This window comes from Paraburkholderia terrae, assembly GCF_002902925.1.
In the GTDB taxonomy this organism is placed as follows: domain Bacteria; phylum Pseudomonadota; class Gammaproteobacteria; order Burkholderiales; family Burkholderiaceae; genus Paraburkholderia; species Paraburkholderia terrae.
On sequence record NZ_CP026111.1, the window covers coordinates 802,463 to 814,003 of the forward strand.

The following is an 11,541-nucleotide window of genomic DNA, read 5'->3' on the forward strand; positions in this document are numbered from 1 at the left end:
CTGTGCGGCCGAGAATCGTTGCATCCCTGCTGAAAGGAGCATTCGATGCAACGTTCGAATCTGCCACTGGAAGGCCTGCGCGTGATCGATTTCTCGCGCGTGCTGGCCGGCCCGTATTGCGCCGCGCTGCTCGGCGATCTGGGCGCCGATGTGATCAAGATCGAGCCGCCTTCGGGCGACGACTATCGCGCCGTCGGCCCGTTTGCGGCAGACGGCGAGAGCGGTCTGTTCTCCGCGATGAACCGCAACAAGCGCAGCATCGTGCTCGATCTGAAAACGCAAGCGGGCCGTGAACTCGCGGGCGCGTTGTGCGCTGATGCCGATGTCGTCGTCGAGAATTTCCGGCCGGGCGTCGCGGACAGGCTGGGCATCGGCTACGCGGATTTGAGCGCCGCGAATCCGTCGCTCGTGTATGCGAGCGTGTCGGGCTTCGGGCAGACGGGTCCCGAATCGCGTCGCCCTGCGTACGACATCATCTTGCAGGCGATGTGCGGCCTGATGGACGCAACCGGTTCGCCCGACGGGCCGCCGACGATGATCGGCGAGTCGGTGTCGGATGTCGTCAGCGGGCTGTTTGCGTCGTGGGGCGTGCTTGCTGCGTTGCTCGGCCGCGAGAAGAACGGCAAGGGCACGCATGTCGACGTGTCGATGTTCGACGCGACGCTCGGCCTGAGCGCGACGCTCGTCGCGCGCTACGCCGCGACGGGAATCGCGCCGCGCCGCGTGGGCAACCGGCATCCGTCGTCGGCGCCGTTCGGCGCGTATCGCGCAGCCGACAGCTTCTATGTCGTCGCGGTGCTCAATAACAAGCTCTTTTCGGCTTTTGCGCATGCGATCGGCGCGCCGCATCTCGCCGACGATCCGCGCTTCGCCAGCGACGCATCGCGCTGCCGTCACGAAGCCGATTTGCGCGCGACGATCGAGACGTGGTCGTCGACGCTGACCGTTGATGAGGTCAATCGCATTCTCGGCGCAGCGGGCATTCCCGTCGCGCCGATTCGCAACCTTCAGGAGGCGCTGGAAAGCGATCACGCTGCGCATCGTGCTTTACTGACCGAGGTGCAGCGAGACGGACACACAAAGCGCGTGCCGTCGCAGCCGGTGAAGTTCTCCGCGTACGGGGCCAATTGCGTGTCGCCTGCGCCGGCGCTCGGCGAACACGCCGACGCGCTGTTGCAGCAACTCGGCTATGACCCCGACGATATCGCGTCGTTGCGCGAGCGTGGCGCGTTTGGCGTTCCCGCAGCAGCCCACGCGAGTGATGTGAATCGCAACGAGGAGAGAGATCATGCATAAGCGGCTGGGCATCGAAGACAGTGACCTGGAGATCGCCGATGCGATTTCGCGTTTCGCACAAAGCGAACTTGCGCCGCGCGCCGCGCAAGTCGATCGAGAGGAGCTTTCGACGACGCGTTACGTCGCGCAGCTCGCCGAACTGGGTGTGATGGGCATGAACGTGCCGGAGCGATGGGGCGGGGTGGAGGCATCGCCGGTGGCGCTCGTGCTCTCGCTGGTGGAGATCGCGAAGGCATGCGCGTCGACTTCGTCGATGATCGGCGCGCACTACCTCGCAACCGATTCGATCCTGATCGGCGGCGACGATGCGTTACGTGATCGCTATTTGCCCGACGCGGCCAGCGGCAAAAAGCTCGGCGCGTTTGCGCTGACCGAGCCGCGCGCGGGCTCCAATCCCGCCGACATGGCGACGCGCGCCACGCGCGAAGGCGACGGCTACCGGCTCACGGGCGTCAAGCACTTCATCTCGAACGCCGATGCGGCCGGTTTTATCGTCGTGTATGCGAAGACCGATCCCGAGGCGGGCACGCGCGGAATCAGCGCTTTCGTGGTCGACCGGCATATGCCGGGCGTCGATGTCGCCCCAGCCGAAAAACTGATGGGCATTCGCGGCGCGCCCGCGCACGAAGTCGCGCTCGATTGCTTCGTCCCCGCCGTGAACCGACTCGGCGCGGAAGGCAGCGGCTTTCGCACGGCGATGAAAGTGCTCGACAACAGCCGGCTCGATGTGGCCGCAACGTCTATCGGGATTGCGGAAGCGGCGTTGTCAGCGGCCATTGGCTGGCTGAAAGAACGGCGAGTGGGCGGCGAGCCGCTATCGAACCGGCAAGGTTTGCAATGGACCATCGCCGACATGAAGACGCGCCTTGAAGCGGCATGGCTGCTGACCTTGCAGGCGGCCGCGAAGCGCGCGGTGGGGGAGCCGTTCACACAGAGTGCGTCGATGGCGAAGCTGTATGCGTCGGAGATGGTTGCGTTCGTCACCGATGCAGCGTTGCAGATGCATGGCGGCTACGGCTTCACGCGCGAGATGCCTTTGGAGCGCTACGTGCGCGATGCGCGGATCTTGCGGATCTACGAAGGGTCGTCCGAGATTCAGCGGACCGTGATTGCGCGGTCGGTGTTGGGATGAACGGCGCTATCACGCAAGACACGCGTGAGCGGTAGAGAAAAGCAAAAAGCCCAGTCACGAGGACTGGGCTTTTTTTAATCTGCTGGTGCCGGAAAGAGGAATCGAACCCCCGACCTTCGCATTACGAATGCGCTGCTCTACCGTCTGAGCTATTCCGGCGCCTTTGTTGCTTTCGTTTAGTTCGTCAGCAACGAAGAAGCAAGATTATAGAGTGCTCTGTATCGGCACGCAAGTGCTTTTCTCAACTTTTCTTTTCGAGATGATAGCGGGTCACGCGATCGACTTCGTTCTTCGAGCCGAGGAACACCGCGACGCGCTCATGCAGGCTCTTCGGCTGGATGTCGAGAATGCGCTTCTCGCCGTTGGTCGCCGCACCGCCAGCCTGCTCGACGATGAACGCCATCGGGTTCGCTTCGTACATCAGGCGCAGCTTGCCGGGCTTCGACGGATCGCGCTTGTCGGCCGGATACATGAAGATGCCGCCGCGGTTCAGGATACGGTGGACGTCCGCGACCATCGATGCGATCCAGCGCATGTTGAAGTCCGACTGGCGCGGACCGTCCTTGCCTGCGTTCAGTTCGCCGATGTACTGCTGCACGGGCTCCAGCCAGTGGCGCTGGTTCGACGCGTTGATCGCGTACTCGCGCGTTTCGACAGGAATACGCATGTCGCTTTGCGTGAGCACCCAGGAGCCCAGCTCGCGGTCGAGCGTGAAGCAGTTGACGCCGTTGCCCGTGGTCAGCACCAGCACGGTTTGCGGGCCGTAGACTGCATAGCCCGCCGCGACCTGTTGTGTGCCTTTTTGCAGGAACGACTGTTCAGTCGGCTGCTGGCCGTCAGGGCAGCGCAGCACCGAGAAGATCGTGCCGATCGACACGTTGACGTCGATGTTAGACGAGCCGTCGAGCGGGTCGAACACGAGCAGGTATTCGCCCTTCGGATAGTTCGCGGGAATCGGGAAGAACTGTTCCATCTCTTCCGATGCCATGCCGGCCAGATTGCCGCCCCATTCGTTGGCTTCGAGCAGAATTTCGTTCGACAGGATGTCGAGCTTCTTCTGCACTTCGCCCTGCACGTTCTCGCTGCCGGCCGTGCCCAGCGCATCACCGAGCGCGCCCTTGCTGACGTGATAGCTGATGGCCTTGCACGCGCGCGCAACGACTTCGATCAGCAGGCGCAGATCGGCAGGCAGATTGTTGTTCTCGCGCTGCTGCTCGATCAGGTACTTCGTAAGGGTGGTACGACGTTGCAAAGACATTGCAGTACTCCGGAGAGGCTTGGGAATTCCCTGATTTTAACCTTTCGATGTGCGGGTTCCGTGACTTTAAAAAATCGCCCCCCGAAGTCGCGCTCCCGTCGTGCTTTTTGACGGGATGAATGCGTCAACGCGAGGCAGCGACCCTGCGCGTCGCGGCTGCTGCGTCTTCGGCGGCTTTTAGCTGCTCGCGCGACAACTGCGAATGCTTTGGCCGGCGCGACGGCGGCAGCGGCTCGATCTCGCGCTTGATCTGCTCGCCCGATTCCGCAATTGCGACACGCAGGTCGTAGGCGATCTGAAGATTGAGCCAGAAGAGCGGGCTATTGTTGAAAAAGCACGACAGACGCAAGGCGGTTTCCGACGAAATGGCCCGCTTGCCGCGCACGATGTCATTGACGCGCGGCGCGGGCACGCGCAGCGCAATGGACAGCGCGTGGGCCGACATGCCGAGCGGTTCGAGAAATTCGCTGCGCAGGATGTCGCCAGGCGTTGCTTCAGGCATGCGCTCGCCGGTGGAAACGTCGGAGAAGTCGAGGTTGTCGAGTTCAGAGCGTTTGATGACCATGATGGTTTCCCATGATTCAGTGATAGTCGACGATCTCGACATTGAGCGCGTCGCCGTCGATGTACTGGAAACAGATGCGCCACTGCGCGTTGATACGGATGCTCCATTGCCCGCTGCGCGCGCCTTGCAGCAGTTCGAGCCGGTTGCCGGGTGGCACGAACATGTCCTCGATGCACTCTGCGGCATCGATCAACAGGAGCTTGCGGCGCGCGGCGAGCTGTACTTCGCGCGGCAGCGACCGCACGAATACGCCGTTGAAGACGGCTGCGGTTTCTTTGTCATTAAAAGTAGAGATCACGGGAAGTGTATAACGTGTCATGTTAAACGTAAACCATCAAATGAACACGTTCAGTGTGATCGCAACAACGACGCGCAACCAGTCAGCAGAATGGCGTAGGCAAAATCGCATTCCGCGAAACAGATGGAAAAAAGCCGGCACATGTGCCGGCTTTTGCATACAGCAGAACCGTCAGAAAATCAGGCCAAAGCCTTCTCGACGATTTCGCGCACGTCGCGCGATTTCGCCTGCGCCGCGACCTTTTCCAGTGCTGCGCGCATCTGGTCGCGCAACGCCGGCGTGAAGCGCCGCCACAGTTCCAGCGCGCGGGCGAGGCGCGCTGCGACTTGCGGGTTCAGCGCGTCGAGCGCGATCACCTGTTCGGCCCAGAATGCATAGCCCGAGCCGTCCGCCGCGTGGAACTGCGCCGGGTTCGCCGAGCAGAAGCTGAAGATCAGCGAGCGGGCGCGGTTCGGGTTCTTCAGGGTGAACGCAGGATGCGCCATCAGCTTGCGCACGATCTCGATCACAGGCCGCGCTTTCGTGCCGCGCTGCATCGCCTGCAGCGCGAACCATTTGTCGATCACAAGTGGCTCGTTCTCGAAGCGGCGATAGAAGTCGTCGAGTGCGTCGGTGGCTGCCGCGCCGCCGTTCGATGCAGCCGCCGTCAGCAACGCGGATAGCGCCGACGCCCGATCCGTCATGTTGTTCGCCGCGTCGTACTGCGCTTTCGCCAGGCGCACGGCGTCGGCGGGATCGTCGAGTTCGGCGAGATAGGCGAGCGCCAGATTCTTCAGCGCGCGATGCCCGCCCGCTTCGGGTGTCGGTTCGTAGGCGCCCGGCGTCTGATGCCGTTCGAAAACTGCGAGCCAGTCGCCCTTGAGCGCCGACGCGAGACGCTTGCGCACGAACTGCCGCGCGCTGTGTACGGCGGCGGGATTCGACTCGTCCATCTGCTCGGCGAGATACGCTTCCGACGGCAGCATCAGCGCGAGTTCGCGGAACGCGGGCGACAGCGTCTCGTCGTTCAGCACGCGGCCAAACGCGGCGACGACGGTATCGTCCAGTTCCAGCGCCTTGCCCGTTGCCGCGAGCTCGGCGAGCGTCAGCAGCTCGCGCGTCGCGAGACGCTGGCCAGCTTCCCAGCGGTTGAACGGATCGCTATCGTGCGCGAGCAGGAACGCGAGTTCATCCGCCGTGTAGTCGTATTCGACGACGACAGGCGCCGAGAAATTGCGCAGCAGCGACGGCAGCGGTTTTTCGGCCACATCGACGAACGTGAAGCTCTGTTCCTTCTCCGTGAATTCGAGCACGCGCGTGGTGTGCGGCGACGCCAATGCCTCGCCTTCGAGGCGCAGCGGCATGTCGTTGCCGTCATCGCCGATCAGGCCGATCGCGAACGGAATCAGCAACGGACCCTTCTGCGTGTCACGCGCAGCCGCCGCGGCATCGCCGTAGCCCTGCGTGAGCGTCACCGTGTAGCGCTTTTGCGAAGCGTCATAGTGCGTGTCGACCGTGATGCGCGGCGTGCCCGCCTGGCTGTACCAGCGTTCGTACTGGGCGAGGTCGCGGCCGTTCGCGTCGGCCATTGCGTGACGGAAGTCGTCGCAGGTGACGGCCTCGCCGTCGTGGCGCTTGAAGTACAGGTCCATGCCGCGCCGGAAGCCTTCGCGTCCGAACAACGTCTGATACATCCGCACGACTTCCGATCCTTTCTCGTAGACGGTCATCGTGTAGAAGTTGTTGATCTCGACGTAGCTCTCCGGACGCACCGGGTGCGCCATCGGACCGGCGTCCTCGGCGAACTGCATCTGACGCAGCACGCGCACGTCTTCGATACGCTTGGTCGCGCGCGCCGCCTGATTCTCGACCGTGCTGCCGCCGCTTGCCATATCGGCGGAAAACTCCTGGTCGCGGAACACGGTCAGCCCTTCCTTCAGACTCAGCTGGAACCAGTCGCGGCAGGTGACGCGATTGCCCGTCCAGTTATGGAAGTACTCGTGGCCGACCACGGCTTCGATGTTCGAGAAGTCGGTGTCCGTCGCGGTTTCGGGATTGGCCAGCACGTACTTCGTGTTGAAGATATTGAGGCCTTTGTTCTCCATCGCGCCCATGTTGAAGTCGCTCACGGCGACGATCATGAAGCGGTCGAGATCGAGCTCCAGGCCGAAACGCTCTTCGTCCCAACGGATCGAGTGGATCAGCGAATCCATTGCGTGACGGGTCTTGTCGAGATCGTGCGGCTCGACCCAGACCTGCAGCAGTTTTTCCTTGCCCGAGCCCGACTTCACGCGTTCTTCCAGCGCGACCAGCTTGCCCGCGACGAGCGCGAACAGATAGCTCGGTTTCCTGAACGGATCTTCCCAGCGCGCGAAGTGGCGGCCGTCGGGCAGGTCGCCCTGTTCGAGCAGGTTGCCGTTGGACAGCAGCACCGGGTACGCGGCCTTGTCGGCGCGCAGCGTGACCGTGTAGGTCGCCATCACATCCGGGCGGTCGAGGAACCACGTGATGCGCCGGAAACCCTCGGCCTCGCATTGCGTAAAGAAGTTGCCGCTCGACACATACAGGCCCGACAGCGTCGTGTTCGCCGCGGCATTGCAGATGCCCGTCAGCGTCAGCTCGAACGAATCGGGCACGTTGTCGACAGTGAGGCCGTGCTCGTGCGCGTGAACGTTGGCATACGGCTTGCCGTCGATCGATGCCTCGACGAACTGCAGTGCCTCGCCCATCAGTTCGAGATGCGTGGCGCGCACCGCGTCGGGATTGCGGCGGATGCGCATCGTATTCCTGACGACCGTACGCTCGGGCACGAGATCGAACTCGAGCGCGACGGTATCGATGAGAAAAGCGGGCGGCGCGTAGTCGGCGCGGCGGATCACTTGAGGCGTTTCGGTATCGGCCATGGTGTCGTGTCGGGAATAAGCTCGAAGCCGGCGCGTTATATCCATACTGGTAGATGCGCGCCGGGTGATCGGACCATTGTACAAAGCCTCGGCCGATCGTGCGGACAGAACTTTTTACCGTCTTGTCCGGTCAGCGTATTATCGGGCCGCTCGCGCGGCAGGCGCGAGCGACGATACCAATGAGGATGACCATGAAGCTCGACCGATTGACCCGCCGGGCCGCACTCGTGCTTGCGGCATTCGCCACCTTGCTGGCAGGCTGCACGACCTATGTGACGTCGCAGGTGACGGCCTTTTCCGACTGGAGCGGCAGCGATGCGACGCGCACTTACGCGTTCGCGCGCACGGCTGAGCAGAAGAACAGTCTCGAGCAGGCCACCTACGAACAGATCGTCGCAAACGAACTCGCGACGCATGCGTTCCGACAGACCGACGAGCGCCAGGCGCACTATCTCGTCGCGCTCGCGTATGGCATGCGCTCGGATACCGTGACGGTTGCGCAGCCCGTCTATTACTACAGCGCGTGGCCCGGCCCGTACTACTGGGGCCGTCCGTTCGACCCGTGGGGCCCATGGGGTCCGTGGGGCCCGTATTCGGGGGGCTATGTGAATCAGAGTTATCCCGTGTACACGCATCTGCTCGGCATCCGCATCACGGATCGCGCGACGGGCAAGGAACTGTATAACGTGACGGCGCGCAACACGGACGAGCAGTCTTCGCTGATCGCCGCGATGCCATATCTCGCGCGCAGCGCGATGTCCGATTTCCCGCTAGGCAATGGAGTGGTGCGCACCGTCAAGCTGCCCGTCGACGGAAAGGGCGGGATTTCGAACGAAGTGACGGCGGACAATGCTGCGCCGCCGGTGCCAGCCTCGGGCGCAAAGACGGTTCAATAAGCGCGGTTCGGGAAGCGGTTCATTACGCGCTCCCCACGAAGAATCGGCCGCATCGTGTGAGCGATGCGGCCGTTGCTTTTTACCGGAGCGATTGCCGGATGGCCCGGCAGACGGTCAGACGCCGATGCCCATCAACGCCATCGCGCCGAGCACCACGAACATGACTGCAGCGATTCCGTGTACGAGTTTGGTCGGCAGCTTGTGCGCGAAGCGGTCGCCGAGCAGGATCGCCGGCACGTTCGCGAGCATCATGCCGAGCGTCGTGCCAGCAACGACACCGAAGAAATCATGGAAGCGCGCGGCCAGCGCGACCGTCGCGATCTGCGTCTTGTCGCCCATTTCGGCGAGAAAGAACGTGACCACGGTTGCGCCGAACACGCCGAAGTGCGTGCGATTGGTGTTCGCCTCGGCGTCGTCGAGTTTGTCGGGCACGAGAATCCACAAGCCCATGCCAATGAACGATGCCGCCAGCGCCCAGCGCATCACGGTCGGCGTGACGAGCGAGCCGAGCCACGCGCCGAGCGCGCCGGCGCCCGCATGGTTGATCAGCGTTGCGACGAGCACGCCGAGAATGATGGGCAGCGGCTTGCGGTAGCGGGCGGCGAGGACGAGCGACAGCAGTTGGGTCTTGTCGCCAATTTCAGCCAGCGCGACCGCGCCCGTCGAGATCAGAAAGGCTTGTTCCACGTTTTGATAGATTCCCCGGGCCGAGATATGTGCGAGCGACGACCCACAACGCGCCGGGCCCTAAAGCGGCGGTGGTGGATCATCGGTCTCGCCAGGCCAGAGGCTGCGTCTGCCATGGCCAATACGGCCAAGTCTGTTGACAGGCGCCCCCGCAAATCACGCACGCTGCGCTCGGGGCCAGAAGCTGGGCCGTTGCGCGGGCATGAAGCGGGGCGGCTACTCCCCAATGAGGGGCGCAGTATAGCACGGCAGCTTGCGCAAAGGCGACGATTCAGCGCTACTTAGTCTCGCCTTTAGTTCACTTACAGCAAGTCCATTGCAAAATCGGGCGCGATTATCGTTTTTTCTACGGATTCGTCGCGCGCTGCCAGCGCGAATGGAAACGTTACAAGCGGCGTGAATGTCTGGCGTGCTGGCGCGCGGCCAGGCCGGGCGAAAGGCTGCACGGACGGGCTGCGCAAGGCTTGGGAACGCTTCCGTCGCGCGCAAGAGACGGATACAGATAGATACGTCTTTTCTGGCTGATTTCGGCCAGAATGCTCTGTATCATTTCGGGCGGTCTACGTAATGACCAGACAAAAACCTGTTTTGGCGTCCCGCCCCTAAATAATCACCGCTGCGTGCCGTTATTTGGGTGACTCCTTAAAATAAAAGTGGACTCACCGAACTGGCGCAGCGCCTCGCCCCGGAGTAGCGCGCTTAACGTGCTGTCGATGGCGAGCGCGCCTCTGGCGTCAGCAGCCTTCACGCGCGAACACCGATATGCCCGATCTGCACTGGACTATTCCGGTTGCTCGCTGGTCTTCCTGGCCTGCCGTCGCAGCCGCCGCACCCGATATTGGCTTTATCGAGCCGATGGTGCGGCGTCGCCTGAGCACGCTGTCGCGTATCGCGCTGAAAGTCGCGCATGATTGCGCCGCCGACCGGCCGAACGTGCGCATCGTATTCGCGTCGCGCCACGGCGAGCTGCGCCGCACCACCGACATCCTGCGCAACATCAGCGCAGGCGAGCCGGTGTCGCCAACGGCCTTCAGTCTTTCCGTGCTCAACGCGATGACGGGCGTGTTCGGCATTTCGCGTGGCGACCGTACGGCTGCGAGCGCGCTGTCCGCCGGTGCGGAGACGCTCGGCTACGCGCTGCTCGAAGCGCACGCGCAATACGCCACGGACACCTCGACCCCCGTGTTGCTCGTCTACGCCGACGAACCGGCCGATCCCGGCTACGGCACGATCGACGAAGAGGTGCAGGGCGGCGCGGTCGCAATCCTGCTGGATGAAGCCCCGGCGGGCCGCCTGTCCTGTTCGCGCACGGCCGTCGCCGACGCCAATGCATCGCCCGAAGGCGCGGGCACTCTCTTTGCAACTCAGAGTCAGGCTGTGCATCACTGCCTCGACACGCATGCAGCTGCGCAATGGCGCGGCGAATATGCGGTCTGGGAATGGAGCTGGGATGAAGGCGTGGCTTGACTACCACTGGCGCCTCGTCGCGACGGCGCTCGCATTCACGGCGTTCGGCATCTGCGGACTCGGCTTTTCGCTGATCCTGTTTCCGATCGCGTGGATCTGGCCGCATCGCGCGTCGAAGCAGCGCGCGATCACCGCGATCATTCACGCGTTCTTTCGCGCGCTGGTCGCCGTGCTGAAGTGGGCCGGCGTGATGGAACTCGACGCGCATGGCGTCGCTGCGCTGCGTCGCAAGGACAACGAGCCGGCCATCGTGGTCGCGAATCATCCGACGTGGCTCGACGTGATGGTGCTGCTGTCGCTGACACCGCGCGCGTGCTGCGTCGTCAAGAGCGCGCACTGGGGCAACCCGTTTTTCTGGGGCGTCGTGCGCGCGGCCGAATACGTGAGCAACGCCGATCCGCTCGAGCTCGTAGAAGCGGGCGCGCGGCAACTGGAGCGTGGCTACACGATGATCATTTTTCCGGAAGGCACGCGCAGCCCGGCGCGCAACCGGATGCATGCGTTTTCGCGCGGTTTCGCGCACATGGCGCTCAAGTCCGGCGCGCCGATCCTGCCGGTACTGATGGATTGCGATCCACCCGCTTTTACGAAGGGCATGCGCTGGTACAACGTGCCCGAGCGTGCGTTCCGCATGCGCGTCAACGTGCTCGAGCCGCTCGGCGCAGACGCGCTCGCGGCGCACGACGAACCGCCCGCGCTGGCCGCTCGCACGGTGACGAGCGCCATCGAAGCACATATCACCCAGCACCTGTTCGACTATGGATTCTTTAAAGCTTGAAATCAAACAGCTTCTGATCGAAGCACTCGATCTGGAAGACCTGACGCCCGCCGACATCGACGACGATGCGCCGCTCTTCGATACCGACGGCATCGGTCTCGATTCGATCGACGCACTCGAAATCGGCATCGTGCTGCGCAAACACTATCAATTGACGATCGCGGCGAATGACGAACGCACGCGAGAGCACTTCCGCTCGATCAATTCACTTGCGGCGCTGGTGGCGAGCCAGCGCGAGCTTGCGCATGAATCGGGCGATACCACAAAGAAAGGGGAATGACC

The 11,541-nt window shown here is 63.2% G+C and carries 11 protein-coding genes, 1 tRNA gene and 1 riboswitch; of the genes, 6 read left to right on the top strand and 6 right to left on the bottom strand.

Annotated features, from left to right (window positions below; translation table 11 throughout):
* The first annotated feature begins 45 nt into the window (after positions 1–45).
* Both C2L65_RS03620 and C2L65_RS03625 read left to right on the top strand, forming a co-directional pair.
* Complete coding sequence (locus C2L65_RS03620; RefSeq protein WP_042313239.1) at positions 46–1,296, top strand: CaiB/BaiF CoA transferase family protein; 1,251 nt, start codon at positions 46–48, stop codon at positions 1,294–1,296.
* On the top strand, positions 1,289–2,428 hold the full coding sequence (locus C2L65_RS03625; protein ID WP_042313236.1) for an acyl-CoA dehydrogenase family protein: 1,140 nt from the start codon (positions 1,289–1,291) through the stop codon (positions 2,426–2,428). Before C2L65_RS03620 ends, C2L65_RS03625 begins: the two co-directional genes overlap by 8 nt.
* Before the next feature lie 83 nt (positions 2,429–2,511).
* On the opposite strand, the gene C2L65_RS03630 is transcribed toward C2L65_RS03625, so the two are convergent.
* From C2L65_RS03630 to pepN, 5 genes are all read right to left on the bottom strand, one after another.
* Positions 2,512–2,587 (bottom strand) — tRNA-Thr (locus tag C2L65_RS03630).
* A gap of 82 nt (positions 2,588–2,669) precedes the next feature.
* On the bottom strand, positions 2,670–3,686 hold the full coding sequence (locus C2L65_RS03635; protein WP_035989922.1) for a class 1 fructose-bisphosphatase: 1,017 nt from the start codon (positions 3,684–3,686) through the stop codon (positions 2,670–2,672).
* A gap of 124 nt (positions 3,687–3,810) precedes the next feature.
* Complete coding sequence (locus tag C2L65_RS03640; protein WP_042313233.1) at positions 3,811–4,251, bottom strand: HigA family addiction module antitoxin; 441 nt, start codon at positions 4,249–4,251, stop codon at positions 3,811–3,813.
* Positions 4,252–4,267: 16 nt separating this feature from the next.
* On the bottom strand, positions 4,268–4,570 hold the full coding sequence (locus C2L65_RS03645) for a type II toxin-antitoxin system RelE/ParE family toxin (RefSeq protein ID WP_042313229.1): 303 nt from the start codon (positions 4,568–4,570) through the stop codon (positions 4,268–4,270).
* A gap of 158 nt (positions 4,571–4,728) precedes the next feature.
* A complete protein-coding gene (pepN, locus tag C2L65_RS03650) occupies positions 4,729–7,431 on the bottom strand; it encodes an aminopeptidase N (RefSeq protein ID WP_042313226.1) in 2,703 nt (900 codons plus the stop codon).
* A 191-nt stretch (positions 7,432–7,622) separates the two neighbouring features.
* Between pepN and C2L65_RS03655 the strand changes: the two genes are divergently transcribed.
* Entirely contained in the window at positions 7,623–8,327 is a 705-nt protein-coding gene (locus tag C2L65_RS03655) for a DUF4136 domain-containing protein (RefSeq protein ID WP_042313323.1), read from the top strand.
* 114 nt (positions 8,328–8,441) lie between these two features.
* On the opposite strand, the gene C2L65_RS03660 is transcribed toward C2L65_RS03655, so the two are convergent.
* Positions 8,442–9,014, bottom strand: coding sequence for a TMEM165/GDT1 family protein (locus tag C2L65_RS03660; protein ID WP_042313223.1), 573 nt, complete (start codon positions 9,012–9,014; stop codon positions 8,442–8,444).
* Between the two features lie 57 nt (positions 9,015–9,071).
* A riboswitch (yybP-ykoY riboswitch) is annotated at positions 9,072–9,258 on the bottom strand.
* A 518-nt stretch (positions 9,259–9,776) separates the two neighbouring features.
* Between C2L65_RS03660 and C2L65_RS03665 the strand changes: the two genes are divergently transcribed.
* Genes C2L65_RS03665 through C2L65_RS03675 form a run of 3 tightly spaced genes read left to right on the top strand, consistent with a single transcriptional unit; the run spans position 9,777 to position 11,539 of the window.
* Positions 9,777–10,481 (top strand): beta-ketoacyl synthase chain length factor, encoded by a 705-nt coding sequence (locus C2L65_RS03665; RefSeq protein WP_042313220.1) that lies wholly within the window; start codon positions 9,777–9,779, stop codon positions 10,479–10,481.
* Entirely contained in the window at positions 10,465–11,259 is a 795-nt protein-coding gene (locus C2L65_RS03670; protein ID WP_042313218.1) for a lysophospholipid acyltransferase family protein, read from the top strand. Before C2L65_RS03665 ends, C2L65_RS03670 begins: the two co-directional genes overlap by 17 nt.
* Positions 11,240–11,539 (top strand): phosphopantetheine-binding protein, encoded by a 300-nt coding sequence (locus C2L65_RS03675; protein WP_007744145.1) that lies wholly within the window; start codon positions 11,240–11,242, stop codon positions 11,537–11,539. The genes C2L65_RS03670 and C2L65_RS03675 overlap by 20 nt, the downstream gene beginning before the upstream one ends.
* Positions 11,540–11,541: the final 2 nt, after the last annotated feature.